The sequence below is a fragment of the Sphingobium limneticum genome (assembly GCF_008710155.1).
GTDB classification, from domain to species: domain Bacteria; phylum Pseudomonadota; class Alphaproteobacteria; order Sphingomonadales; family Sphingomonadaceae; genus Sphingobium; species Sphingobium limneticum.
On sequence record NZ_VYPZ01000002.1, the window covers coordinates 172,954 to 198,673 of the forward strand.

Genomic DNA, 25,720 nt, shown 5'->3' on the forward strand with positions numbered 1-25,720 from the left:
GTAGCGGTTAGGCGCAGTTGGATGAGGGGGCTGGCGCAAGATTGGCGTACTATCGCGAGGTCGCTTCCCCCTCACCCAGCTCCGACTAGGCAGCAAGCTGCCAAGTCTGCGCAGCCCTCTCCCCCAAGGGGGAGAGGGATAAGGGAAGTCCGCTCTCTGCCCATCCCGCCCTAAACCACCGCGCTTTCCAGCAAGCGCATCGTGCCGGCCGTCGCGTCCATTTCCGCCTTTATGCCGATCGGCAGGCTATATTGGTTGGCGACGTGGCCGAATTGGGCGCCTTGGAAGGCGGGGATGCCGAGTGGCTCCAGATGCTGTTGCAGCACTTGCGACAAGGTGAAGCCGCCATAGCTGGGGCCGCCAGGCCCGCAATCGGTGCATTGGCCGAAGATCACGCCCTTCACGCGGCCCAATATGCCGGCCAGCGTCAGCTGGGTCAGCATCCGGTCGATGCGATAGGGTTGTTCGCCCACATCCTCGACAAACAGCAGCGCGCCGTCGAAATCGGGGAGCCAGTTTGTGCCCATCAACGCCGCCAGCACGGTCAGGTTGCCGCCGAGCAATCGCCCGCGCGCCACGCCGGGGCGGAAGGTGCGGACGCGGCCGACGCGCTGCGCCAGTCGATCCTCATGCCCGACCGGATTGGCGAAGGTCGGCGTCGCAGCATCGAAGGCGACGGCGCGAAAGGCGTCCCAGCTATATTGGCCCCAGCTGCTCGCCGCATTGGGACCATGGATGGTGGTGAAGCCGGCCTTCGCCGCGAAAGCCAGATGCAGCGCAGTAATGTCCGAAAAGCCGACCAGCAGCTTGGGATTTTTGCGGATGGTGGCGAAGTCCAGCAGCGGCAGGATGCGCGCGCAGCCCCAGCCGCCGCGTACCGCGAACACCGCGCGCACATCCGGGTCGGCGAACATCGCATTGACGTCGGCCGCGCGATCCTTGTCGGTGCCGGCGAGATAGCCGTAGCGGCCCGCCAGATGCGGCGCGGCCTTGGGCTTCAGCCCCATGGCAGTGATCGTGTCCTTGACCAGGTCCAGGTCGAAATTGTCGTCGGTGAAGCCCGCCGGTTCGATCAGGCCGACCGTATCGCCCGCGCGCAGGCGGGGCGGCTTTACCCATGGCGTCGGCGCGGCCATCGCCGGCAGGCCCGCCAGCATCGCGCCCATGCCCGCCAGCGCGCCGGCCATCATGTCCCGTCGATCGATCCGCATCATGGTCCCTTCTCTCGTCCCGTGGGCGCCAGCTTCGTGACACTGGCCAAGGCACATGGCTTTCGCTAACGCGACAGGATGAGCATGACCAGCAGCAATGAAGATGTCGTGGCACTGGCCCAGCGCCTGCTGGCCTGCCCGTCCGTAACCCCTGCCACCGGCGAGGTGTTCGCCGCGTTGGAGGCGATGCTGGTGCCGCGCGGCTTTACCGTGGACCGGTTCGTGGTGGGCGAAGCGCCTGACGGGCCGGTCGAAAATCTGCTGGCATGGCGCACGACGGGCGCTGGCCCGCATTTCGCCTTTGCCGGGCATCTGGACGTGGTGCCGCCGGGCGCGGGATGGACCAGCGACCCGTTCGCGCCGGAGATTCGCGGCGACCTGCTTTATGGCCGGGGCGCGGTGGACATGAAGGGGTCGATCGCGGCGTTCGTCGCGGCGCTGGACGCCCTGCCCGAGGATCTGCCCGGTACGATCAGCCTGATCATCACCGGCGACGAAGAAGGGCCGGCGGTTTACGGCACGCTGGCGCTGATGGACCGGATGAAGGCGCGCGACCTGCGCCCGGACCTGTGCCTGGTGGGCGAGCCGACATCGTCGGCGCGGCTGGGCGATGTGGTGAAGATCGGCCGGCGCGGGTCGGTGAATATGTGGATTCGCGTGGCGGGCGCGCAGGGCCATGTCGCCTACCCCCATCTGGCCGACAATCCGATCCCCAAGCTGGTGCGCATCCTGACGGCGATCGAGGCGGAGGTGCTGGACGCGGGAACCGACTGGTTCCAGCCCAGCAATATCGAGATTACCGACCTGGAAGTCGGCAATGTCGCGCATAATGTCATCCCCGGCGCGGCGACCGCGCGCATCTCCATCCGCTTCAACGACCAGCATACAGGCGCGTCGCTGATCGAGCGGATCAAGGCGATCGCGGCAACCGAAGGCGGCACGGTGGAAGCCAGGATCAGCGGCGAATCCTTCCTGACGGCGCCGGGTGCGTTCAGCGATCTGGTGAGCGGCGCGATCCGCGATGTGACCGGCGTGGAGACGGAATTGTCGACCACGGGCGGCACATCGGACGCGCGCTTCCTGTCGCGGATCTGCCCGGTGGTGGAGTTCGGGCTGAATAATGCGACCATGCACAAGCTGGATGAGGCGGTCGCGGTGCAGGATCTGCGGGATCTGGCGCGGATTTATACGCTGTTGGTGGAACGGGCGCTGGGGTGAGTGGAACGTTGAACGCCCCTCCCGCAGGCGGGAGGGGCAGCGAGACTTAGGCGCGCAGCGCGTTAGTCGCAGCGGGGTGGGCTGTCACGACGTCCAGCCCACCCCCTAACCCCCTCCCGTAAACGGGAGGGGGAATAAGAGCATCCCCTACCCCACATCCCGAGCCATGGGCCGCCGCGGGGCGAATTGCGCCAGATAGGCCTGCTCCCCCGTCGGGCGCGCCAGATGATAGCCCTGGAACAGGGTGCAGCCGATGACGCGCAGCACGTCCATCTGCGCTTCGCTTTCGATCCCTTCGACCACCACTTCCATGCCGAGGCCCTGAATCAGGCCGACGACGGCGGAGCAGATGGTGCGGGCTTCGGCCGAGGTGGCGATGTCGCGGACCAGGCTGCGGTCGATCTTGACCCGGTCGACGGGCAGTTCCTTCAACCGCGCGAGATTGGAATAGCCGGTGCCGAAATCGTCGATGGCGATGCGCACCCCGTCGCGGCGCAGCGCGCGCAGCTGCTCCAGCACGCGCGGCTCCATCTCCATCGCCAGCGATTCGGTGATCTCCAGCTCCAGCATGGAGGGCCGCGCGCCATGGGTGGCGATGGCGTGGCGCAGGCGCAGGAAGAAGTCGGCCTGCGCCAGTTCGCGGGTGGAAATGTTGATGGCGATGCGCTGATGAATGCCCGCCTGCATCCAGCGTGCCGCCGTCTGGCACACGCGGCCCATCACCCAGTCGCCCAGCGCGACGATGGAGCCGCTTTCCTCCGCGATCGGAACGAAGGCACCGGGCATGACTAGTTCCCGTTCGGGATGCGCCCAGCGGACCAGCGCTTCGGCGGTGACGGCGCGGCCGGTGGCCACATCGATCTGCGGCTGAAATTCCAGCAGAAATTCGTCCCGCTCCAGCCCGCGCAGCAGGTCGCGCTCCAGCTCGGCGCGATCCTCCGCCTCCAGCGCCAGCGCGTCGGTGTAGATTTCCGCGCGGCCACGGCCCTGATGCTTGGCATGATACATGGCGATGTCCGCCGCACGCAGCAGGTCGGCGAGCGTGGCACCATGGTCGGGATAGCAGGCGATGCCGATGGACGCGCCCAATTCCACATGCTGGCTGCCAAGGTCGAACCGTTCGCCCAGCGCGAACTGGATCGCGCGGGCGATGCGATGCGCCGCCGCCGGGCCGGACAGATGGGGGAAGAACATGGTGAATTCGTCGCCGGCAAGCCGCCCGATCACGGCATCACCGCCACCGGTACTGACCTGCGCCATCACCACTTCGCGCAGGCGACCGGCGACGCGGGCGAGCAATTGATCGCCCGCCGCATGGCCCAGCGTGTCGTTGACGCCCTTGAACCCGTCCAGGTCGATGAAGAAGAGGGTGGCGATGCCGTTATCGTCGCGTTCGGCGAGCAGCCGTTCGACCTGCCGGCAAAAGCTGGTGCGGTTGGCGAGGCCGGTAATCTGGTCGAACAGGGCCAGCGTCTGGACATGGTCGAGATTGGTGCGCACCTGGCTGAACAGGCTTTCCATCGCAACCGACAGGTCGGGCAATTCCTGGCCGATCTCCGCCGGGACATGCGATTGCAGGTCGCCATGGGCGGCGGACAGCAGCCGCTCCGTGGCAGCGTCGATGGCGGTGGCGGTGGTGGCGATGGTGCGGCGGGCCGATGCCCAGCTCATCGTGCCGCACAGGATGGCGATGATGAGGGCGCGGCCGACCTGAAGCAGATCATCCGCCTGCCCCGGCGTATAGCCGAGCACGAGCGACAGGATGAACACCAGCGCCCCCGCGGCGAAGGCGAAGGCAGCAGCGCGGCTTTTCAACGTCACGCCCTGCATGTGCCTCCCGCCCGATACCGTTCCGCAGAACCTCCGATCATTGGGATATGAAGGACAGTGGTTAAGAAATGATCAGCGAGTCTGACAAAAATGGGTCATTTTTTGCGGCGCAATATCAAATAGATCGCGCCATCGCCGCCATGGCGCGGGTGGGCGATGCGCACGCTGGCGATGCGATCGGCATAGGGACTGGTTTCGAGCCAGTGGCCGATCTCGCCGCGGATGGCGCCGCGTCGCGATGCGGCGCCCGCACCGGCGCTTTTGGGCGGTTTGCCGGTCACGACCAGCAGCACGCGGACGTCGCGCGTCAGGGCCTGTGCGATCGCCTGGTTAAGGCGGGCATGCGCCATGGACAGGGTGTGACCGTGCAGGTCGATGCTCATGTCCGGGCTGATCGTGCCGCTACGGATGCGCCGTTCCCAGCCGCTGTCCAGCACGGCGGCGGGGGTGCGGGCGGGCGGTGCGACGATCATCCGGGACGGCGGCGGCGTTAACCTTGTTTTGCCGGAGCCTTTCACGACCGGGAGGTCGATTAACTCTTCCATGCTGGGCGTGGCAGGCGCGATGACCGCGCGCGCGGTGGGGCGGAGCGGCCTGACCGTCCGGGCAAGCGCGGTCCAGAGCGCTTGTTCGTCATTGGACAGCCGCCGCCGGGCCATGGGTCAGGGCTTGGCGAGGCGGGCCGCCGATCCGATCGGCAACAGGATGAGCGCGCTGCCGCGCCCCGACATGCCGCCGGCAATGCCGCGCGCCCGCGCACCTGCACCCCAGAAACTGTCGAAGCGGTTGGCACCCTTGATCGCGCCGCCAGTATCCTGCGCGATCCAGATGCCATTGGGTTCGGCCCGGTCGAGCGACAGCAGCACCGGCGCGCCCAAGGGGATGAATTTGGGATCGGCGGCAACGGTCGCCTCCGCCGTCACCGGGACGCCGAGCGCACCCAGCGGGCCGGCGCCGGTCAGTTCGCGGAAGAAGACGAAGCTTTTGTTTTCGTTCATGATCGCTGCGCCTTCGGCCGGATGGGCGCGCAGATATTGCATGATGTCCTGCATCGAGCCGGCCTGGATCAGCCCGCGATCCTTCATCAGCTTGCCGATGCCGGTATAGTCGCGGCCATTCTGCCCATCATAGCCGATGCGCATGACGCCACCGTCGGGCAGGTTCAGCCGGCCGCTGCCCTGCACCTGAAGGAAGAAGAATTCCACCGGATCGGCGGCATAGGCCAATTCCAGACCCCGGCCGGCGAGCGTGCCCGACACGATCTGGCTGCGATCGTCGAAAGGCACGAACTTGGTGCCGTTCACCTTGCCGCGAATGGTGCGGCCTTTCAGGCTGTCGCTGAACTGGCCGAGATCGACGTCGATCAGGTCGGTCGGGCGGCGGTAAATGGGGACGTCGTAACCGGCCTGGCGGGTGCGCGACCCGCTGATTTCCGGTTCATAATAGCCGGTGACGAAGGCCGTGCCGTCGCCCACCTGCACCGCTTCGAAATAGCGGGAGAAAAATTCGCTGGCGGACGCTTCGGGCCAGCTGGAGGCGGCGGCGCAGGCATTGTTCCAGTCGGACCCCTTGGTCAGGCCACTGGCGTCGGTGCGCCGCATCAGCGTCGGGCAGGAAATGCGGAAGGCCTGAAGCGCGAGGCGGGAGCGTTCGCCCGAGGGAATGAGGCTGGCGATATCCGGGCCGCGCGTGACGCCAAGGCCGGCGGCCGTCGCCTTGTCGAGCGCGGGGTCAGCGGGCAGATCGACCGGCAGGGTCGGGCGCGGCGTGGCGGGAACGGGACGGGTCGCCTCCCCACTCGATCCGCCACCAGACGCCGGGCGCGTGGGCGCGGGACCACCGGCGGACGGCGGAATGACGCCACCCGCGCAGGCGGACAGCATCAGCGCCGCAAGCAGCGCTGCCCCCGACTGACGCGCGATCATGCCGCTTCGTCGGTTTCGCTGAGCTTCCAGTTGGGATCGGCGCTGCGAATATCGCGGGTGAAGGTCCAGATATCCTTGGTACCCACCGCATCGGTCAGCGAGCCGGCGACGACATTGCCGTCCTTGTCGCGGGTGACGGCGGCGATATCCGCTTCGAAACGCAGGGCGACTTCGGCGATACGGCCATTGACCGAGGCTTCGACGATCTGCGCCTTTTCGATGCGGACCAGACGGTTGTCGAGGACATGGCCGTCAACTTCGCGCGCCGCGATCGATTCTTCGAAGGAGGCGCGGACATCATCGTCGCACAGCCAGGCCAGTTCGTCGCGGTCGCCGCGCCAGAAGGCCTCCAGCACCATCTTGTAAGCGCTTTTGGCGCCTTCCACGAATTGCGGCACATCGAAATTACGATCGCTGGCGATCAGGGCGCGCACGTCATTTTCGGCGCCGGGGCCGATCAGCCCTTCGGCCAGACGGACCGAATCGCCGCTGTTCTGCGATGCCGGGCCGGGTTGCAGCACCGTCACCTTGGCGCGTTCATCGGCGGGGCGCGGCGCAGGCTCCTGCTCGTGGCCGGTGCGCTTGCCCAGCACGGAATAGAGCCGCAGCGCCAGAAAACCGGCGATCATGGCGAGGATGACGATCACATACACGGAAGGCTATACCCTTTTGCGTGGGATAATGTTCCGGCCAACATAGGCATGTTTGCACGCAACTTCAAATAGGGGCTTATCCATTAGGGCAGCAAAGCCCCCAGCGCCGCCATTGCCCTGTCGGAAAGCCCCTGCTAAGCGCGCGGGTCGAGATATTCGGCGGCTTCCCGCCGCCGGACCAGAGGAAAGTCAAGGGAAGAGCATGGCCGACGAAACGGACCACATCACCACGAACCTGGGCAATGGCGCCGACACCGCGCCGCAGATCGCCCTGATCAGCCAATATGTGAAGGATCTGTCGTTCGAAAATCCGAACGCGCCGGCGGTATATCAGTGGCAGGACCAGCCGCAGATCGACGTGCAGTTCAACATCGGCGCCGAACGCGTCGCTGACGACGTGCTGGAAATCGCGCTGAAGATCGACGTGAAGGCGATCGCGCCGCAGGGCACCGCCTTTGCCGTGGAACTGCTTTATGCCGCGCTGTTCGGCATGCGCAACGTGCCCGAAGATCAGGTTCAGCCCTTCATGCTGGCCGAAGCGCCGCGCCTCATCTTCCCCTTCGCCCGCCGCGTGCTGGCCGACGCGATCCGCGACGGCGGCTTCCCGCCGCTGCTGCTCGACCCGATCGACTTCGGCTCGCTCTACCTGCAGCAGGCCGAGCAGATGCAGCAGACCGCAGGCGAACCGGCCGGTCACGCCTGATAATTTGGTGATGGTGGCTGGCCTTCTTAAGCCCCTCCCCTTCAGGGGAGGGGTACGGGGTGGGGGCCATCCTCTTGGTACAGTGCGTGGGGCACTCCCCCACCCCAACCCCTCCCCTGAAGGGGAGGGGCTAAGGATGGTCCCATGAAACTCGTTCGCGCCCTTGGCTCCGTCGGTGGGCTGACGCTCGCCAGCCGGGTGCTGGCGCTGGTGCGCGATTCGCTGGCGGCGCGCTATGTCGGCGCGGGCTTTGCGTCGGATGCGTTCAACGGCGTCGCCTTCCGCCTGCCCAACATGTTTCGCGCGCTCTTTGCCGAGGGCGCCTTTTCCGCCGCCTTCATCCCGCTGTTCAACAAGAAGGCGGCGGGCGAAGGCGGACTGCCCGCCGGTTATGATTTTGCCGAGCGGGCGCTGGCGGTGCTGCTGCCGGTCCTGATCCTGTTCACCGCCATATTGATCGCCGCCGCCTGGCCGATCACCTGGGCGCTTTCGGGCGGCTTTGCACGGCAGAACCCGACGGCGGATCAATTCGCCTTCGCCGTCACCCTGTCGCGCATCACCATTCCCTATCTGGCGCTGATCAGCCTCGCTTCGCTGCTGGGCGGTATCCTCAATTCGCTCGACAAATTCTGGGTCAATGCCGCCGCGCCCATCCTGCTGAACGTCGCGATGATCGCGGGGCTGTGGTTCTTCCACGGCGCCGACGAATATGAGACGGCGCGGGTGCAGGCCATGTCGGTGACGATCGGCGGCGCGCTGCAACTGCTCTGGCTGATCTGGGCGTGCAAGCGGTCGGGCGTGTCGATGAAACTGAAACGCCCGCGGCTGGATGGCGACGTGCGCGAATTGCTGCGCAAGATCTTGCCCGCCGCCGCCGGCGCGGGCGCCTCGCAGATCAATTTGCTGATCTCCACCGCTTTGTCCGGCTGGCTGCTGGCCTCCGGCTCCATCACCTATATTTATTATGCCGACCGGTTGAATCAGTTGCCGCTGGGCCTGATCGGCATCGGCCTCGGCACCATATTGCTCCCCACCATTTCGCGCATGCTGTCCAAGGGGCAGGAGGCCGAGGCGATGGAGACGCAGAATCGCGGCATCGAACTGGCGCTGTTCCTGACGCTGCCGGCGACCGTCGCCTTTCTGGTCGTGGCCGAACCGATCGTGCGGGGGCTGTTCCAATATGGCCGCTTCACGCCGGAAGATGCGATGCGCTGCGGCTGGGCCCTGTCGGCCTTCTCGATCGGCCTGCCCAGCTACGTCCTCGTCAAGGTATTGACGCCGGGCTATTATGCGCGCGGCGACACGAAGACGCCGGTGCGCTATGCCATGCTGTCCATCCTCATCAACATCGTCGGCAACCTGACCATGATTCCGACGCTTGCCCGTTTCGGATTGGGCCATGTCGCCCCGCCGCTGGCGACGGCTTTGTCCTCCACCATCAATGTCGCGATGCTCTATACCACGCTGGTGAAGCGCGGCCATTTCGCGGCCGATGAGGGGCTGCGGCGCCGCCTGCCCCGGCTGGCGATCGCCGCGCTCATCATGGGCGTGGCGCTGTGGGCGGGCGAGGATCTGCTTGATCCCTGGCTGACCGGCGCGATGGTGCAGCGCTATGCCGCGCTGGCCGTGCTGGTGGGTGCTGGCGTGGCGCTTTACGGGCTGGCGTCCGTCGTCACGGGGGCCTATCGGCTGTCCGACATCAAGGCGCTGATGCGCCGCAAACATGCAAACTGAAGAAGAACGGATCTCCTAATGCGCGTCCTTTCCGGCATCCAGCCCACCGGCAATCTGCACCTTGGCAATTATCTGGGCGCGATCCGCAATTGGGTGCGGATGCAGGATGAGATGGACGCGGATAGCCAGTGCTTCTTTTTCCTGGCCGACATGCACAGCATCACCGTGCATGAAGGGCGCGAGCAGCGCATCCGCAACGTGCGCGACATGGCCGCCGCTTTGGTGGCCGCCGGGATCGACCCGGATCGCAGCGTGCTGTTCAATCAGGCGCGCGTGCCGGCCCATGCCGAGCTGTGCTGGTTGCTGAACGGCACGGCGCGCATCGGCTGGCTGAACCGCATGACGCAGTTCAAGGACAAGGCGGGCAAGGATCGCGAGGGCGCCTCGGTCGGCCTGTTCGTCTATCCGGTGCTGCAAGCCGCCGACATCCTGATCTACAACGCCACCCATGTCCCGGTGGGCGAGGATCAGAAGCAGCATCTGGAATTGTGCCGCGACATCGCGACCAAGTTCAACACCGACTTCGGTGTCGACCTCTTCACCCTGCCCGCCCCGATCATCCCCAAGGAATCGGCGCGCATCATGTCGCTGCGCGACGGCACGGCGAAAATGTCGAAGTCCGACCCCAGCGACATGAGCCGCATCAACCTGACCGACGATGACGATGCGATCATGGCCAAGGTGAAGAAGGCCAAGAGCGATCAGGAATTGCTGCCCGAAACGGCCGAGGGCCTGACCGGTCGCCCGGAAGCCAGCAATCTGGTCGGCATATTGGCCACGCTGACCGGGCGGACGACCGATGCGGTCTGCGCCGAATTTGCGGGCAAGGGTTTCGGCGCGTTCAAGCCGGCGCTGGGCGAGGTGCTGGTGGAAACGCTGCGCCCGATTCGCCAGCGCTTCCTGGAGCTGCGTACCGAAGATGCCGCGCTCGACGCGATCCTGGACAAGGGCGCGGCCAAGGCGGCGGCGGCGGCGGAGCCGACACTGCGCGCGGCCTATGATGCGATGGGTCTGATGCGCTAACCCGCGACTGATGCGCCAAAGTCACAGGGGCTGTCCGAAAGGATGGCCCCTTTTCTTTGGGGTACGGAATAGCCATCTCCGCAGCGTCGTAAGTGTGAGAACATGGTTTTGCGCCCGTTCGATGGGTTCGCGCGTTCAAACGATGTTCAGTTGCGTTTTGCTATGACAGGGCGCAAAGATGGTCGCAGGCGGGTTCGCCTGAAATAGGACGTAAAAACATGGCTCGTTTCAAGAAGTTCGGCTTGATTGCAGCGCCCGCTCTGGCGCTGGTCGCGCTGTCCGGTTGCACCACTGGCTTCAAGGCCAATGTCGCCCGCTTCCAGCAACTCCCTGCCCCTGCCGGGCAAAGCTATACCGTCGTCGCCGACGATCCGCGCCTGGCCGGTGGGCTGGAATTCGCCCATTATGCCGACCTGGTCGGGCAGCGTCTGGCCCAGACCGGCTATGTCGCGGCCAGCGACCCGGCCCGCGCCGACCTGATCGTGCGCGTCGCCTATGATGTCGACAATGGCCGTGAAAAGGTCCGCTCGACCGGCTTTGGCGGCGGGTACGGATCGGCCTGGGGGCCGTGGGGCGGTGGCTTTGGCGGCCGTTGGGGTCGCCCATGGGGCTATGGCTTCTATGATCCCTGGCTGTTTGGCGGTGGCGGTTTCAACGACGTGTCGAGCTACACCGTCTATACCAGCGACCTCAGCCTGAAGATCGACCGCGCAGCCGACAATCGCCGCCTGTTCGAAGGCAAGGCGAGCGCCCAGTCGCTGTCCAACAAGCTGACCTATCTGGTGCCGAACCTGATCGACGTGATGTTCACCAACTTCCCCGGCAAGAGCGGCGAAGATGTGAAGGTGACGCTGCCGCCCGAAAAGCGGGGCTGAGTACAGACCCCGCTTCATGCGGTTCAAAAAGCCGGTGCATCGCAGGATGCGCCGGCTTTTTTGTCATGGGACTGAAATTTCCCTGTTTCGTCCGTCCGCATAGCGGATAGCCTGCCCCGGCCCGTTGCCATTCAGGCACCCTTGCCAGGAAGTTCACACCCATGTCCCTGACCGTCCGCATCCTGATCGCGCTTGTGCTGGGCCTGGCCTGCGGGATCGCGCTGGCGGAAGGGGGCGGGCCATGGGGGGACGATATCGTGGCGCTGGCCCAGCCGATCGGCAAGGCGTGGCTTGGCGGGCTTCAAATGCCGCTCATTCCGCTGATCTTCGCGCTGCTGGTGACGGGCATCACCCAGGCGGCGACCAGTGCGCGGACCAACGGCCTGGCCGGGCGCGCGATCGCCCTGTTCGCGATCCTGCTGGTCGGATCGGCGGCCGTCGCGGCGCTGGTGGGACCGATGATGCTGCATGTCTGGCCCGTGCCGGCCGGGGCCGTCGGCGCGCTGGCGGGGGCGGAGGGCGTGGCCGAAGTACCGGACGTGCGCCCGTCTGCCGACTGGCTGCTGGGTTTCATCCCGGTCAATCCATTGAAGTCCGCCAGCGAAGGGCAGGTGGTGGCCGTGGTGCTGTTCGCGCTGATCTTCGGCTTTGCCGTCACCCGCATCGCCGAAGCGCGCCGCGCGCTGCTGACCGGCTTCTTTCAGGCGCTGGCCGATGCGCTGCTGGTCGTGGTCGGCTGGGTGTTGTGGCTGGCCCCTGTCGGCGTCTTCGCGCTGGCGCTGGTGGCAGGCGCGCGATCCGGTCTGGCGACGGCGGGCGCGCTGCTTCACTATATCGGCTTCATCGTGCTGATCTGCGTCATCGTGACCCTGCTCGTCTATCCGCTGGTCATGATCGCCGGGCGAATCGGGCTGGGCCGCTTCGTCCGCGCCGCTGTGCCCGCGCAGGCCATCGCCTTCTCCACGCAAAGCTCGATCGCGTCGCTGCCCGCGATGATTCAGGCGAGCGATGGCCCGCTCGCCGTGCGGGAAACCACGCGCAGCATCGTCCTGCCGCTCGCCATATCCCTGTTCCGCATCACCAGTCCGCCGGCCAATCTGGGCGTCGCCCTCTATGTGGCGGCGATGAACGGGGCGGCGCTCGGCCCGGCGCAACTGGTGATGGGCGTGCTGGTGGCCGCGATCGTCAGCCTGGCGGCGGTCGGCCTGCCCAGCCAGATCACCTTCTTCACCACCACCGGTCCCATCTGCCTGGCCATGGGTGTGCCGGTGGAGGCGCTGCCCCTGCTGTTGGCGGTGGAGACGGTGCCCGACATCTTCCGCACGGTCGGCAACGTCACCGCCGACATGGCGGCGGGCCGGATTTTGGATCGGGCGTAAAAATCAAGGCACCCGCCGCGCGGTGACGATGCGAATCGGGGCGGCGAGCATCTGGCCCTTCATCACGCCTTCCCCGGCGGTGGGCGATTTGGGCGCGGCGAGGATCGCCTTCACCACGTCCAGCCCCTCCACCACATGGGCGAAGACGGCAAAGCCCTGATTGTCGCCCGGTGCTTCGGGAAGGGCGTCCATGGCAGGCATCTTGCCCAGCACGATGAAGAAGTCACCCGTCGCGCTGCCCGGCGCATAGCGGGCCATCGACAGCGCACCGTCATCATGGGTGAGGCCGGTCTGCGTGGTCGGCTCATGCTTGATCGGCGGCAGGATGCGCTTGGGGTCGTTCTGTGCCCCGGCCTGCACGAAGCCGTAATCGGCCGCGCCCACGCCGCGATAGAAAGCGGTGCCGTCGAACCGTTTCTGGTCGACATATTTCAGGAAGTTGGCGGCAGTGACCGGCGCCTTGTCCACATGGACGGCGACGATGATCGGGCCGGCGCTGGTATCGAGCGCGACCCGCACGTCATGGGACGCCGGTGCAGGCGGCGCGGCTGGCGCCGTCTGCGCCGCGACGGGCGAAAGGGTCAGCAGGGTGGCGAGCAGCAGGGCTAGGGAGCGAATCATGCGCCCAGCCTAGCCTGTCTTGCGGCAGGCGCCAGAGGGCTGCGTTCAGCCTTCCAGCAGGCGCTGCAACGCGCGGACGTCGGCGTCCATATCCGGGTTGCTCTCCCGCAGCGCCTCGATCGTGCGCACGGCATGGATCACCGTGCTATGATCGCGGCCACCGAAGATGCGGCCGATTTCGGGCAGCGAGCGCGGCGTCATCTTCTTGGCGAGGTACATCGCCACCTGACGCGGGCGGGCGACCGCGCGGGCGCGGCGCTTGGAGCGCATTTCCGACGGGTCGATCTTGAAATGGGCGGCGCAGGCCTTCTGGATTTCATCCACGGTGATGCGACGGGCATTGGCGCGCACGGCATCGGCCAGCATCTGCTGCGCGAAGTCGAGGTCGATCGAGCGGCCGGTCAGCTGGCCATAGGCGACCAGCTTGTTGAACGCGCCTTCCAGTTCGCGCACGTTCGACCGGATCGAACGGGCCAGAAAGTCGATGACGGCGTCGGGCACCGGCGGATCGCCCGCCACGGCGCGCTTGGCCTCCAGGATGGCGAGGCGCAGGTCGAGGCCGGCCGGCTGAATGTCGGCGACCAGGCCACCGGCCAGACGCGACAGGATGCGCGGGTCGATCGATTCGAGCAGCTGCGGCGCCCGGTCGGCGGTCACGACGATGCGCGCGCCGGTATCGATCAGGTCGTTGATCGTGTGGAGAAACTCCTCCTGCGTCGATCCCTTGCCCGCGATGAACTGGATGTCGTCGATCAGCAGCAGGCGCGCGGCGCGCAGCCGGCCCTTGAACGCCATGGTCTCATTGGCGCGCATGGCGTTCACGAATTCGACCATGAAGCGTTCGGCCGACATGTAGAGCACCGCCTGCGACGGGCTGTGCGCGGAGAAGGCGCGAGCGATCGAGTGCAGCAGGTGCGTCTTGCCCTGACCGGTGCCGCCATGGATGAACAGCGGGCTGAAACGCGGCGTGGCTTCGCCCGCCATCGCCTGCGCCGCCGAAAAGGCCAGGCGATTGGTGTCGCCGGTCACGAATGCGTCGAAACCATGGCGCGGCAGGAAGTTGGACGCGATCGCGACCGGCGCTTCGACGAGCGAAGGGGCCGCCGCTTCGACATGCACGACTTCGAGCAGGCGCGGGCCGGGCACGTCGGTCGCCCGGCGCAGGCGCACTTCGCGCACGCCGACGCTGGCACTGCGCCAGGCCATGCGCAGGCGGTCGCCAAACTGGCCGGACACGAAATTGGCGCTGAAGTCGCTGGCGACCAGCAGGTCGAGCGTCTGCGATTCGGCGCAATAATCGCCCAGGCGCACGGGCTTCAACCACTGGTCGAACATGCGGGCGCCGACATCTCGGCGCAGGCCGGCGCGGATCGCGGTCCAGGCGGATTCCAGACCTGCGTCGGCCTTGTCCACCTGTCCGTCCTGCCAACCAACCACGCGCACACTATCCTTCATAACCTTAGACGACCCTACCAACTATGCCCCCCGTTATCGGGCAGGAAAAAAGACGCACGAAGCCTGACCCGGAAACGCCCCCGTTTCCGGATTCTCCACGACAATCAATCTTTCAAGATGGCCGCCTCAAGGTGATTCGACGGCGGCCGGATTTCAAAAATAGACGGGCCTGCTTCATGGGATCAAGGGCAGCCTGGTTCAAAAAAGTGAAATAAAGCCGTTGACTCGGCAAAGCCGCGGGAATCCGCCGACAATCAAATTATGACAGTTTTTCAACACTTTATTAGCTGCAATTTATGCCGCAGCGCGTCGAATCGCGGGAAATTGGTCGATCGTTAAAGTGACGTTATTGTGAAGAAACGACGAAAGGCCCGCCCCGATAGCCGGGGCGGGCCTTTAATGCGTCCGTAAAGCCAGAGGCTTTTAGGCGATCGCGCTGACAGCCTTGGTTAGGCGGCCGAACTTGCGCGATGCGGTGTTCTTGTGCAGCACGCCGCGGGCAACGCCACGGGCCAGCTCAGGCTGAACGGCCTGAAGAGCGGTTGCAGCAACATCCTTGTCACCAGCGGTGATGGCGGCTTCCACCTTCTTCACCAGGGTGCGGATCCGGCTGATGCGGGCGCCATTGATTGCGGCGCGACGCTCGTTGCGACGGATGCGCTTCTTGGCTTGCGGCGTATTGGCCATTCTATTCCTCGGTTCTCATCAAATCTCGGGAAGAGGCCCGCCGAACTGCCGACATGCCTCGTGAAGGTGCGCCCCTTACAGAGTATCGGAGCAGGCGTCAACGGATTCGGGCCAGCCTATTTCTGACATTTTGGGCAGAAGAAGGTCGATCGGCCGCCATCGACCCGGCGCAGGACGGTGCCGCCGCACAGGCAGGATTCGCCTTCCCGCCCATAGACGCGCCATTGTTTGGAGAAATAGCCTAGCTCTCCGTCCGGCCGCGCATAATCGCGCAGGGTGGAACCGCCCGCGACGATGGCGGCCGACAGGACATCGCGAATCGCCTCCACCAGCAGCGCGAGTCGCGCCCGGCCGATCTTGCCCGCCGCCCGAGTCGGCGCGATGCCGGCCATGTTGAGCGCTTCGCACACATAGATATTGCCCAGGCCCGCCACGATCCGCTGATCGAGCAGCGCCGCCTTGATCGACGTCCCCTTGCCGCTGAGCGCGCCGGCCAGATAGGCGGTATCGAAATCCGGTCCCAGCGGCTCGGGCCCCATGCGAGTGAAGGGCGTATAGCTTTGCCACGCGTCCGACCGCACCAGATCGAGCGATCCGAATCGGCGCGGGTCGTTGAGCGCGAGGACATGGCCTTTTCCTGTTTCCAACAGCAGATGGTCATGCGCGCCGATCTCCGCCGGATCGATTCGCCAGCGCCCCGACATGCCGAGGTGAAAGATCATCATGTCGCCGCGATCGGTTTCAATGAGGCCATATTTGGCGCGGCGCGACAGGCCCGTCACCGTGGCGCCGGTCATCCGCTGGCGCAGGTCGACGGGAATCGGCCAGCGCAGGTCGGCGCGGCGCGGCTCCACACGGGTCAGGACGCTGCCCTCCAGCACGGAGCGCAGGCCGGCGACGGTTGTTTCGACTTCGGGAAGCTCAGGCATAGGCCATCATGTAGGGACTAAAGCCGTCCTGCGACAGGGGCTGCGGCGGGGGCTGCGACGGGGGCCGTCGCCAAAGCGTCATATGCGCGCGTTCGCGCTGGCATGGCGCCGGAACTGCGGCTAGAGCGAGGCGCATGAGCGAAACAGCATCCTTTGGCTATCGCGACGTCGATGCCGCACAGAAAGCGGGCATGGTCCGCGAAGTCTTCTCCAATGTCGCAGCCAAATATGACCTGATGAACGACGCCATGTCCGGCGGCGCGCATCGGCTGTGGAAGGATCAGTTCGTGCGTCGGGTAAAGCCCCGCGCCGGCGAGCAGATTCTCGACATGGCGGGCGGCACCGGCGACATCGCGTTTCGCATGCACAAGCATGGCGCGCAGGTGACGGTGTCCGACATCAACCCCGAAATGCTGGCCGTGGGGGTCGAGCGGGCGCAGAAGAAGGGCTATGAGGGGCTGATCTGGTCGGAACAGAATGCCGAGACGCTGACCTTTGGCGACCGCGCGTTCGACGCCTATACGATCGCCTTCGGCATCCGCAACGTGACCCATATCGACCAGGCGCTGCGGGAAGCGAACCGGGTGCTGAAGTTCGGCGGGCGTTTCTTCTGCTTGGAATTTTCGACCACCACCTGGCCGGGCTTTTCGGACGTCTATGACGTCTATTCGCACAAGCTGGTGCCGCATCTGGGCAAGCTGTTCGCCAATGATGCCGACAGCTATCGCTATCTGATCGAATCGATCCGCCGTTTCCCGCCCATGCCCAAATTCGAAAGCATGATCCGCGAGGCCGGTTTCGTGAACACGAAGGTCGAGCCGATCTTGGGCGGGCTGGTCGCGATCCATTCGGGCTGGAAGATTTGACGCCTGTTTCCAAAAGCCCCTCCCTGTCAGGGAGGGGTTGGGGTGGGTGCGCCGCGCAGCGGCGCCTATGCCCTATGGAGATGGAACAAGGCTCGCTTCGCTCGCTACCCACCCCCAGCCCCTCCCTGAAAGGGAGGGGGGAAGAATTGGCATGACCGCTCATATCACGCATCTCTGGCGCCTCGTAAAATGGGGCCGCACGCTGGCGCGGCATGGCGCGCTGACGGGAATCGAGCGCGATCCGCTCACGCCCGGCCCGGTCCGCCGCCTCGTCCGCATCGCCCGTTTCGGCGCGCGCGTGCCCAAGCAGCCCCGCTATGCCGACGCCTTCCAGTCGATCGGTCCGGCTGCGATCAAGCTGGGCCAGACGCTGGCGACCCGGCCCGATCTGGTCGGCGATCATGCGGCGAACGATCTGCTGCGCTTGCAGGATGCCCTGCCCCCCGTGCCGTTCGACACGATCCGGGCGCAGATCGAAACCAGCTTCGGCCGCCCGCTGGAGGCCATGTATAGCCGGTTCGACGAAGTGCCCGTCGGTGCCGCCTCGATCGCGCAGGTGCATCGCGCGCTGACCACCGACGGGCGCGACGTCGCGGTCAAGGTGATCCGCCCCGGCGTGATCGAGAAATTCAACCGCGACATCCAGACCTATGAATGGGCCGCCGCCCATGTCGAAATGCTGGGCGGCGAACTGGCGCGCCTGCGCCCGCGCCTCGTCATCGCGAACATGAAGCGCTGGACCGCGCGCGAGCTGGACCTGCGCCGCGAAGCCGCGTCCGCCTCCGAACTGGCCGAGGCGATGGAGGCGATGCCGGGATACAGCATCCCCGCCATCGATTGGGATCGCACGACCGGCAAGGTCATGACGATGGAGTGGATCGACGGGATCAAGATTTCCGATCGCGACGCCCTGATCGCGGCGGGCCACGACATAAAGGATCTGGCCGCACGCCTCGTCAACGCCTTCCTGCGGCAGGCGATCGCGGAGGGGTTCTTCCACGCCGACATGCATCAGGGGAACCTGTTCGTGACGCCCAATGGTGACATCGTCGCGATCGATTTCGGCATCATGGGCCGGATCGACCGGCGCGCGCGCATGTGGCTGGCGGAAATTCTCTACGGCCTGATCACCGGCAACTACAAACGCGTGGCGGAGATTCACTTCGAGGCGCAATATGTGCCCGGCCATCATAATGTCGACGAATTCGCGACGGCTTTGCGGGCGGTGGGCGAGCCGATGCGCGGCAAGCCGGTGCGCGAATTGTCGGTCGGCGGGATGCTGGACGGCCTCTTCGCCATCACCCGCGATTTCGACATGCAGACCCAGCCACATCTTCTCCTTCTTCAGAAGACGATGGTGATGGTGGAGGGCGTGGCGACCGCGCTCGACCCCGACATCAACCTGTGGGAAACCAGCGGCCCCTATGTGAAGAACTGGCTGCGCGACGAGCTGGGGCCGGAGGCAAAGGCCGCCGACACGCTGATCGAAAATTGGCGCACGCTGCAACGGTTGCCGGGGCTGGTCCGCCGGATCGAGGACGCTTTCCCGGAAAAGGGCGGCGCCCCGCCTCCCCCGCCCCTGAGCGAGGTGAAGCTGATCCGCGTGGGTGGCGGCTGGCGCTATGCGCTGGTGGCGGTCATCGCGGCGGCGGCCGGGGCTGGCGCTATGGCGTTGCTTACCTTATCTTGAGGCCATGACGCGCGAAGAAGCCATTGCCCGGATCAAGCCGCATGAAGCGGAACTGCGCGCGGCGGGGCTGGCGGCGCTTTATCTGTTCGGATCCACGGCGCGCAACGATGCGCGTCCGGATTCCGATGTCGATCTGATGTGCGATATTGCCGCGACACCAAAGATCGGCCTCCTGGAATTTATAGGTTTGCAGGAGCGGCTGTCTCACATATTGCGAGCAGAAGTTGACCTTGTCGAACGGCAGGCTCTGTATCCGCGCGTTGCGCGACACGCAGCCGCAGACACGGTGCGCGTTTTTTGATGGATGACGATCAAAGAGACGCGACCAGGCTGGAGGTGATCCTGCTGCTGATCGACCGGATTCATGCGCGTTTGGTAAAGACAGATTTGGCTGAATTTGTTCGCGACCATGACGATATCGATCTTCTGGCTTATCGGCTTGCCATGATCGGCGAAGAGGCGAACAAACTGACGCTGGGGTTCAAGGCCCGTTTCCCGCACATGCGGTGGAACGATATGTATAGGCTCCGCAACATCATCTCCCATCAATATCAGAGAGTCGCGCCGGAACGGATATGGATCACCGCCACGTCAGACCTGACTGATTTGGCTATTCTATGCCGTGCGGAACTGGATCGGATCGGCGAATGACCCAGCGCGTTCTCCTCATCGTCTCCGGCGGTATTGCCGCCTATAAGTCGCTCGAACTGGTGCGGCTGCTGCGCAAGCGCGGCGTTGCGGTGCGAGCGGTGCTGACGCAAAGCGCGCAGCAATTTGTGACACCGCTGACCCTGGGCGTGCTGACCGAGGATCATGTCTTCACGCAGTTGTTCGACCTGAAGGACGAGCAGGAAATCGGGCATATCCAGCTGTCGCGGCAGGCCGATCTGGTCGTCGTGGCGCCCGCGACCGCGAACATATTGGCCAAGATGGCGAACGGCATCGCCGACGATCTGGCGACCACCTTGCTGCTCGCCACCGACAAGCCGGTGCTGGCCGTGCCGGCGATGAATGTGCGCATGTGGCATCATGTCGCGACCCAGCGGAACCTGACCCAGCTGCGCACCGATGGCGTGCATGTGATGGAGCCGGACGACGGCGCCATGGCCTGCGGCGAATTTGGAAAAGGGCGGTTGCCCGAACCCGAAGCCATTGCGGCGGAGATTGCGCGGCTGCTCGAAACACCGTTCGCTTCGAGCGAAGTCGAGAAGCGCTCTGCACAACCGGTTCTCGACAGGCTCGAACCGAACGGCCGTTTATCGGGGAAGCATATCCTCATCACCGCCGGCCCGACGCACGAGCCGATCGATCCGGTGCGCTACATCGCCAATCGATCGTCGGGCAAACAGGGCTTCGCCATCGCCGCCGCCGCTGCGAAGGCGGGCGCGCGCGTCACGCTGGTCGCAGGCCCGGTCCATCTGCCCACGCCCGCAGGCGTCGATCGGGTCGATGTGGAAACCGCGCGACAGATGCTGGCCGCCGTCGAAGCCGCTTTGCCCGCCGACGCCGCGATCATGGTTGCGGCCGTGGCCGACTGGCGCACCGCCGATGCGGCCGACCAGAAGCTGAAAAAGGATGGCTCCGGCCAGCCCGCTCCGCTCGCTCTGGTCGAGAATCCGGACATTCTGGCGACGCTGGGCCATCATGCGCAGCGCCCGGCCCTGCTGGTCGGCTTTGCCGCCGAGACGCAGAAGATTGCCGAGCATGCACAGGCCAAGCTGGCGAAAAAAGGCGCGGACTGGATCGTCGCCAACGATGTGTCCGGCCCTCCCGGCATGAGCGTGATGGGCGGCGATTCCAACGCCGTGCAGATCGTCAGCGCCGCCGGCATCGAATCCTGGCCCAGCCTCCCCAAAAGCGAGGTGGCCGACAAACTCATCGAAAAGGTTGCCCATGCCCTCGCCTCTTACCCCGATTGAAATCCAGCTGAAGCGCCTGCCCCATGGCGATGGGCTGCCGGTGCCCGCCTATGCCACCGCCCATGCGGCGGGGATGGATGTCGTGTCGGCGGAGGCGCTGGTGCTGGCGCCCGGTGGCCGTCATGCGGTGCCGACCGGCTTTGCGATGGCCATTCCCGAAGGCTATGAGGTACAGGTGCGCCCCCGGTCGGGACTGGCGCTGAAACATGGGATCAGCCTGCCCAATACGCCCGGCACGATCGATGCCGATTATCGCGGCGAATTGAAGATCATCCTCATCAACCTGGGCGACGCGCCCTTCCCCATCGCGCGCGGCGACCGGATCGCCCAGCTGGTGGTGGCGCCGGTGCAGCTTGCCAGCTTTGCGGAAGTCGATAGTCTGGACGATACCGTTCGCGGAGAGGGCGGGTTCGGATCGACAGGAGTGTGATGCGATGACGATGCTGCTTTCGCTGATGCTGGCCGCAACCCCGGTAGCGGGCGCCGCGCCGCCGATGCCGCAGTATCTGGGCAGCGTGCCGGTCATCGACGGCTGGCTGGGTCGACGCAAATCCCCGGAATGGTCGGAAGATGTCGCCCGCCTCTATCGCCGTGGCGAATGTAGCGGCGCGGTCGACCATCAGGGGTCGCATCTGCTGGAAATCGACATGCTGTTCCTGTTGTCGGGCGACGGCAAGCCGTTGAAGATCGCCCCCGTCAACGCGCGCTGCCCCGAAGTGGAAAAGTTCGTGAGCAGCCGCATCCTGAGTTCGTTGCGCAACAGCTTTCCCAAGAGCGGCGCGACGCAAGCCTATTGGATGCGCTCGCAGGTCCGCTTCCTCTGGTCCGATGCGCCGTGACGCTAAGCGATGAGCAGCTGGATCGCTATGCCCGGCATATCATCCTGAAGGAAATAGGCGGCGCGGGTCAGGCCCGGCTGTTGTCCGCCGATGTGGCGGTGATCGGCGCGGGCGGCATCGGCAGCCCGGCGATCCTCTATCTGGCGGCCGCCGGCGTCGGCACCATCCGGGTGATCGACCATGATGCGGTCGCCCTGTCCAACCTTCAGCGGCAGATCATGTTCGGCACGGCCGATGTCGGCGCGCCTAAAGCCGAAGCGGCGATGGCGGCGGTGGCGCGGCTCAATCCGGACGTGAAGCTGATCCCCATCAACGCACGGATCGACGCGGCCAATGCCGACCTGATCCTGCGGGAGGCCGATGTGGTGCTGGACGGCTGCGACAATTTCGACACGCGGCTGGCGGTGGCGGATGCGACCCAACGGCTGCGCATTCCGCTGGTATCCGCGGCGGTCGGGCCGTTCGAAGGGCAGATCGCCACCTATCGCGGCTGGGAAGCGGACAAGCCCTGCTATCGCTGCCTGGTCGGCGCGCCGGAGGATGCATCCGAACGCAATTGCGCGGAAACCGGCGTGATCGGCGCGCTGACCGGCGCGATGGGCAGCCTGGCCGCGCTGGAGACGATCCGCGCGCTGGTGCCGTTCGGCACGGACATGGCGGGACGGCTGCTGATCGCCGATCTGCTGTCCATGCGCTTCCGCACGCTGGATGTGCCCAAGGATCCCGCCTGCCCCGGTTGTGCGGCCGCCCTATGCGCGCCCTGAACATCGTCGTCGCCACTACCGATGCGGAGCGGCTGCGCGGCGCATTGATGCTGGCGGCGGCGCAGGCGGCGATGGGCGGGGAGGCCGCGATTTTCCTGCAACTCGATGCGGTCGCGCTGCTCAGGGCGCCGATCGCCGGCCTGCGCGATGCCGATCATCGGGCGGCGGGCCTGCCGGATCTGGCCGCGCTGCTGGCCGAATCGCTGGCGCTGGGCGTTGCGTTATCCGCTTGTCAGAGCGGGCTGGCATTGAGCGGCATGAGCGCGACGGACCTGCCCGAGGGCGTCGATATCGGCGGACCGATCGGCTTCCTGCAACAAGTGGACGACGGCGCCCGGCTGTTGATGGCCTGACTTATCGAAGAACCGGCAAATAGCGCCAATTGCCCTGCGCCTGATGCTGCGCGGCGGGTGCGACATCGAAACCGGGAATGCCTGCGCCGTCCGATGCCGGCAAGGTCGCCATATGCGCCACGCCCCAGATGGCGCCGAGGCAGAAGAAGGCGATCAGACCATATCGAATGGATTTCATGCGCCCTGCCCCCTTTCCATGCGCGCCTGTGTACAGGGGACGCAGGCAGGGCACAAGGCACAGAGGCTGTCATACCATCGTCGCTCTAACTTGGTCCGCTCAAGCGTAGGCAGGGGTTCAGTTCCACGCTCTGAACTGGCCCCCTGCCTACGCCGGGGAACAGTTCACATGAATCAGGCGCATTACATCGGGAACGCTAGAAATCCCGATAGCGTTCGTTGCCGACGAAGCCGAGATGGGTGACGCCGGACCGTTTGATGTCGGCCAGCACTGCATCCACGGTCAGGTAACGGGCATCGGCCTCCGGCTGGAACCGCAATTCCGGCTCCACCGGCATGCGCAGCGACGCGGCCAGATATTGGCGCAGCGTCAGGCGATCGATCGCCGTCCCGTTCCAGCGGATCAGGCCCGCCGCATCGATCGTCACCTTGTTCTTCACCGGGTCCATGGGGATCGTCTGCGCGGTCGCCTGCCCCGGCAGGTCGACGCCGATACTGTGGGTCTGGATCGGGATGGTGATGATGAACATGATCAGCAACACCAGCATCACGTCGATCAACGGCGTGGTGTTCAGATCGGAAATGGGCGTCCCCTGATCGCCCGATTGGGGTGTTGCAAAGCTCAAAGCCATACGTCCCTCCTCATGCTGAAAATATGATATATCAGCACATAAATCATGCATCGCCTGCCGCATCTTGGCAAGAGGGGTTCTATTGACAGGACCGACCGCCCATTTAAGGGGAAGGCGCGGCTTTCTGGATGCCGCGCGACCTGACATTTTCAATAGAAAGACCCCCCGTGTCCGCCATGCTCAAGATCACCCTGCCCGATGGTTCCGTGCGCGAAGTCGCGCCCGGCACTACTCCGGCGGATATTGCAGCGGCGATCGGGCCGGGTCTGGCCAAGGCCGCGATCGCCGCGCGCGTCGATGGCGAACTGCGCGACATCGGTCGCCCGCTGGAACAGGATTCGCAGCTGGCCCTGGTGACGAGCAAGGATGAGGCCGACGCGCTGGAACTGGCGCGGCACGATTTCGCCCATGTTCTGGCCGAAGCGGTGCAGAGCCTGTTCCCCGGCACGCAGATCACCTTCGGCCCGTCGACCGACGATGGTTTCTATTATGACTTTGCGCCCAAGGACCGCCCCTTTACCGAGGAAGACCTGCCCGCGATCGAAGCGGAGATGCGCAAGATCATCGCCGCCAACAAGCCGTTGCGCCGCGAAGTCATCGCCCGCGACACGCTGATCGCGCAATGGGAAGCGGCCGGCGAGACGTTCAAGGCGCAATGGGCTGCCGAACTGCCGCAGGGCGAGGAACTGACCGTCTACCATTCGGGCGACGGCTGGTACGACATGTGCCGTGGGCCGCATCTGGCCTCCACCGGCCGGCTGGACCCGGCCGCGTTCAAGCTGACGCGGGTGTCGGGCGCTTATTGGCGCGGCGACCAGAAGAATGCGATGCTGTCCCGCATCTACGGCACCGGCTGGCTCAACAAGAAGCAGCTGGCCGAACATCTCACGCGCCTGGAAGAAGCGACCCGGCGCGACCATCGCAAGCTGGGCGCGGAGATGGACCTGTTCCACCTTCAGCAGGAAGCGCATGGGTCGGTCTTCTGGCACCCCAAGGGCTATTTGATCTGGCGTCAGCTGGAAGCCTATATGCGCCGCGCCATCGACGATGCCGGCTATCGCGAGGTGAAGACCCCGCAGGTGATGGACGCGCGCCAGTGGGAGCAGTCCGGCCATTGGGGCAAATATCGCGAAAATATGTTCGTCATCCCCGACGAAGTTCCCAATGTAGAGGATGAAGGCCCACTGGTGTCGAATGACGCCGAGTGGATGGCGCTGAAGCCCATGAACTGCCCGGCGCATGTCATGGTCTTCCGCCAGGGCATCAAAAGCTATCGCGACCTGCCGCTGCGCTTCTACGAAAATGGCTGCTGCCACCGTAACGAGCCGCATGGCGCGCTGCACGGCCTGATGCGCGTGCGCCAGTTCACGCAGGACGATGCGCACATCTTCTGCCGCGAAGACCAGATCGTCGAGGAAGTCCGCGCCTTCTGCGCGCTGGCCGACCGGATCTACAAGGATTTCGGCTTCACCTATTCGATCAAGCTGGCCCTGCGCCCCGAAAAGCGTTTCGGCAGCGAAGAAGTGTGGGACATTGCCGAGGAAGAGCTGCGCAACGCGGTGGCCGCCGCCGGCCTCAACACGCCCGAATATGGCTGGGAAGAATTGCCGGGCGAAGGCGCCTTCTACGCGCCCAAGCTGGAATGGCATCTGACCGACGCGATCGGCCGCACCTGGCAGGTCGGCACCATCCAGTCGGACCGCGTGCTGCCCGAACGACTCGACGCCAGCTACATTGCGGAGGATGGCGAACGGCATCGTCCGGTCATGCTGCATCGGGCGATCTTCGGCAGCTATGAACGCTTCATCGGCATCCTGATCGAACATTATGCGGGCAAATTCCCGCTCTGGCTCGCCCCGGTGCAGGCCGTCGTCGCGACCATCGTGTCGGACGCCGACGACTATGCCAAGGCGGCGGTGGAAAAGCTGCGCGCGGCGGGCATTCGTGCCGAAATCGACGTCCGGAACGAGAAGATCAATTACAAGGTGCGCGAACATAGCCTGGCCAAGGTGCCCAATCTGCTGGTCGTGGGACGGCGCGAAGCGGACGAAGGCACGGTCGCGCTGCGCGAGTTGGGCAAGGACGGGCAGAGCATCCTTTCGCTCGACGATGTCATTTCGCGTCTTGCAATCGAGGCGCGCGCACCCGATATGCAGTGAGGCAGCAATGCCACAAGGGTTCGTGATTTCGCTTGCGCGAGGGCACGGACCCCTTTCGGCTTTGCCAAAAAGCCGCTA

The 25,720-nt window shown here is 65.4% G+C and carries 27 protein-coding genes; 16 read left to right on the top strand and 11 right to left on the bottom strand.

Annotation, left to right across the window (positions count from 1 at the left end; genetic code table 11):
- Positions 1-170: 170 nt before the first annotated feature.
- Entirely contained in the window at positions 171-1,211 is a 1,041-nt protein-coding gene (locus tag F4U94_RS03280; RefSeq protein ID WP_150411848.1) for a S66 peptidase family protein, read from the bottom strand.
- Positions 1,212-1,289: 78 nt separating this feature from the next.
- Between F4U94_RS03280 and dapE the strand changes: the two genes are divergently transcribed.
- Positions 1,290-2,429 carry a succinyl-diaminopimelate desuccinylase gene (dapE, locus tag F4U94_RS03285; RefSeq protein ID WP_120249220.1) on the top strand — a complete coding sequence of 380 codons (1,140 nt, stop codon included), beginning with the start codon at positions 1,290-1,292 and terminating at the stop codon, positions 2,427-2,429.
- A gap of 147 nt (positions 2,430-2,576) precedes the next feature.
- On the opposite strand, the gene F4U94_RS03290 is transcribed toward dapE, so the two are convergent.
- The 4 genes from F4U94_RS03290 to F4U94_RS03305 all read right to left on the bottom strand — a co-directional run bounded on the left by F4U94_RS03290 (position 2,577) and on the right by F4U94_RS03305 (position 6,837).
- Positions 2,577-4,259: a putative bifunctional diguanylate cyclase/phosphodiesterase gene (locus F4U94_RS03290; protein ID WP_120249219.1), complete on the bottom strand. Its 1,683-nt coding sequence runs from the start codon at positions 4,257-4,259 to the stop codon at positions 2,577-2,579.
- A 95-nt stretch (positions 4,260-4,354) separates the two neighbouring features.
- Positions 4,355-4,918 carry a Smr/MutS family protein gene (locus F4U94_RS03295; protein WP_120249218.1) on the bottom strand — a complete coding sequence of 188 codons (564 nt, stop codon included), beginning with the start codon at positions 4,916-4,918 and terminating at the stop codon, positions 4,355-4,357.
- A 3-nt stretch (positions 4,919-4,921) separates the two neighbouring features.
- Complete coding sequence (gene mltA, locus F4U94_RS03300; RefSeq protein WP_120249217.1) at positions 4,922-6,184, bottom strand: murein transglycosylase A; 1,263 nt, start codon at positions 6,182-6,184, stop codon at positions 4,922-4,924.
- Complete coding sequence (locus tag F4U94_RS03305; protein ID WP_120249216.1) at positions 6,181-6,837, bottom strand: Tim44/TimA family putative adaptor protein; 657 nt, start codon at positions 6,835-6,837, stop codon at positions 6,181-6,183. Before F4U94_RS03305 ends, mltA begins: the two co-directional genes overlap by 4 nt.
- A 202-nt stretch (positions 6,838-7,039) precedes the next feature.
- Between F4U94_RS03305 and secB the strand changes: the two genes are divergently transcribed.
- The 5 genes from secB to F4U94_RS03330 all read left to right on the top strand — a co-directional run bounded on the left by secB (position 7,040) and on the right by F4U94_RS03330 (position 12,551).
- Entirely contained in the window at positions 7,040-7,540 is a 501-nt protein-coding gene (gene secB / locus F4U94_RS03310; RefSeq protein WP_120249215.1) for a protein-export chaperone SecB, read from the top strand.
- Positions 7,541-7,684: 144 nt separating this feature from the next.
- Positions 7,685-9,274 (top strand): murein biosynthesis integral membrane protein MurJ, encoded by a 1,590-nt coding sequence (gene murJ, locus F4U94_RS03315; RefSeq protein WP_120249214.1) that lies wholly within the window; start codon positions 7,685-7,687, stop codon positions 9,272-9,274.
- A gap of 18 nt (positions 9,275-9,292) precedes the next feature.
- Positions 9,293-10,297, top strand: a complete 1,005-nt coding sequence (gene trpS, locus F4U94_RS03320; RefSeq protein ID WP_120249213.1) for a tryptophan--tRNA ligase — start codon at positions 9,293-9,295, stop codon at positions 10,295-10,297.
- Between the two features lie 218 nt (positions 10,298-10,515).
- Entirely contained in the window at positions 10,516-11,172 is a 657-nt protein-coding gene (locus F4U94_RS03325) for a DUF4136 domain-containing protein (RefSeq protein WP_120249212.1), read from the top strand.
- 161 nt (positions 11,173-11,333) lie between these two features.
- Positions 11,334-12,551: a dicarboxylate/amino acid:cation symporter gene (locus F4U94_RS03330; protein WP_120249211.1), complete on the top strand. Its 1,218-nt coding sequence runs from the start codon at positions 11,334-11,336 to the stop codon at positions 12,549-12,551.
- Between the two features lie 3 nt (positions 12,552-12,554).
- On the opposite strand, the gene F4U94_RS03335 is transcribed toward F4U94_RS03330, so the two are convergent.
- The 4 genes from F4U94_RS03335 to mutM form a co-directional block, all read right to left on the bottom strand.
- Positions 12,555-13,172 carry a peptidylprolyl isomerase gene (locus F4U94_RS03335; protein ID WP_120249210.1) on the bottom strand — a complete coding sequence of 206 codons (618 nt, stop codon included), beginning with the start codon at positions 13,170-13,172 and terminating at the stop codon, positions 12,555-12,557.
- A gap of 45 nt (positions 13,173-13,217) precedes the next feature.
- Positions 13,218-14,609: a chromosomal replication initiator protein DnaA gene (gene dnaA, locus F4U94_RS03340; protein WP_428842946.1), complete on the bottom strand. Its 1,392-nt coding sequence runs from the start codon at positions 14,607-14,609 to the stop codon at positions 13,218-13,220.
- 441 nt (positions 14,610-15,050) lie between these two features.
- The gene (rpsT, locus tag F4U94_RS03345) at positions 15,051-15,314 is read right to left on the bottom strand and encodes a 30S ribosomal protein S20 (RefSeq protein ID WP_120251914.1); all 264 of its coding nucleotides are present in this window, start codon (positions 15,312-15,314) and stop codon (positions 15,051-15,053) included.
- 116 nt (positions 15,315-15,430) lie between these two features.
- Positions 15,431-16,243 (bottom strand): bifunctional DNA-formamidopyrimidine glycosylase/DNA-(apurinic or apyrimidinic site) lyase, encoded by an 813-nt coding sequence (gene mutM / locus F4U94_RS03350; protein ID WP_120251913.1) that lies wholly within the window; start codon positions 16,241-16,243, stop codon positions 15,431-15,433.
- 134 nt (positions 16,244-16,377) lie between these two features.
- Here mutM and F4U94_RS03355 point away from each other — a divergent pair, with 134 nt between their 5' ends.
- The 9 genes from F4U94_RS03355 to F4U94_RS03395 all read left to right on the top strand — a co-directional run bounded on the left by F4U94_RS03355 (position 16,378) and on the right by F4U94_RS03395 (position 22,674).
- Positions 16,378-17,109, top strand: a complete 732-nt coding sequence (locus tag F4U94_RS03355) for a class I SAM-dependent methyltransferase (RefSeq protein ID WP_120251912.1) — start codon at positions 16,378-16,380, stop codon at positions 17,107-17,109.
- 151 nt (positions 17,110-17,260) lie between these two features.
- Positions 17,261-18,799 carry a 2-polyprenylphenol 6-hydroxylase gene (ubiB, locus tag F4U94_RS03360; protein ID WP_120251911.1) on the top strand — a complete coding sequence of 513 codons (1,539 nt, stop codon included), beginning with the start codon at positions 17,261-17,263 and terminating at the stop codon, positions 18,797-18,799.
- Positions 18,800-18,803: 4 nt separating this feature from the next.
- Positions 18,804-19,100, top strand: a complete 297-nt coding sequence (locus F4U94_RS03365; RefSeq protein WP_120251910.1) for a nucleotidyltransferase family protein — start codon at positions 18,804-18,806, stop codon at positions 19,098-19,100.
- Entirely contained in the window at positions 19,100-19,450 is a 351-nt protein-coding gene (locus tag F4U94_RS03370; RefSeq protein ID WP_120251909.1) for a HepT-like ribonuclease domain-containing protein, read from the top strand. Before F4U94_RS03365 ends, F4U94_RS03370 begins: the two co-directional genes overlap by 1 nt.
- Complete coding sequence (gene coaBC / locus F4U94_RS03375) at positions 19,447-20,718, top strand: bifunctional phosphopantothenoylcysteine decarboxylase/phosphopantothenate--cysteine ligase CoaBC (protein WP_120251908.1); 1,272 nt, start codon at positions 19,447-19,449, stop codon at positions 20,716-20,718. Before F4U94_RS03370 ends, coaBC begins: the two co-directional genes overlap by 4 nt.
- On the top strand, positions 20,693-21,148 hold the full coding sequence (gene dut / locus F4U94_RS03380; RefSeq protein ID WP_120251907.1) for a dUTP diphosphatase: 456 nt from the start codon (positions 20,693-20,695) through the stop codon (positions 21,146-21,148). The genes coaBC and dut overlap by 26 nt, the downstream gene beginning before the upstream one ends.
- A gap of 4 nt (positions 21,149-21,152) precedes the next feature.
- Positions 21,153-21,557: a hypothetical protein gene (locus tag F4U94_RS03385; RefSeq protein ID WP_120251906.1), complete on the top strand. Its 405-nt coding sequence runs from the start codon at positions 21,153-21,155 to the stop codon at positions 21,555-21,557.
- Positions 21,554-22,321, top strand: a complete 768-nt coding sequence (locus F4U94_RS03390) for a HesA/MoeB/ThiF family protein (RefSeq protein WP_120251905.1) — start codon at positions 21,554-21,556, stop codon at positions 22,319-22,321. The genes F4U94_RS03385 and F4U94_RS03390 overlap by 4 nt, the downstream gene beginning before the upstream one ends.
- The gene (locus F4U94_RS03395; protein WP_120251904.1) at positions 22,309-22,674 is read left to right on the top strand and encodes a DsrE family protein; all 366 of its coding nucleotides are present in this window, start codon (positions 22,309-22,311) and stop codon (positions 22,672-22,674) included. Before F4U94_RS03390 ends, F4U94_RS03395 begins: the two co-directional genes overlap by 13 nt.
- Position 22,675: 1 nt before the next feature.
- On the opposite strand, the gene F4U94_RS24270 is transcribed toward F4U94_RS03395, so the two are convergent.
- Positions 22,676-22,852, bottom strand: a complete 177-nt coding sequence (locus F4U94_RS24270) for a hypothetical protein (protein ID WP_161600372.1) — start codon at positions 22,850-22,852, stop codon at positions 22,676-22,678.
- Between the two features lie 196 nt (positions 22,853-23,048).
- Positions 23,049-23,483: an ExbD/TolR family protein gene (locus F4U94_RS03400; RefSeq protein ID WP_120251903.1), complete on the bottom strand. Its 435-nt coding sequence runs from the start codon at positions 23,481-23,483 to the stop codon at positions 23,049-23,051.
- A 176-nt stretch (positions 23,484-23,659) separates the two neighbouring features.
- Between F4U94_RS03400 and thrS the strand changes: the two genes are divergently transcribed.
- A complete protein-coding gene (gene thrS, locus F4U94_RS03405; RefSeq protein WP_120251902.1) occupies positions 23,660-25,642 on the top strand; it encodes a threonine--tRNA ligase in 1,983 nt (660 codons plus the stop codon).
- The last annotated feature ends 78 nt before the right edge of the window (positions 25,643-25,720 follow it).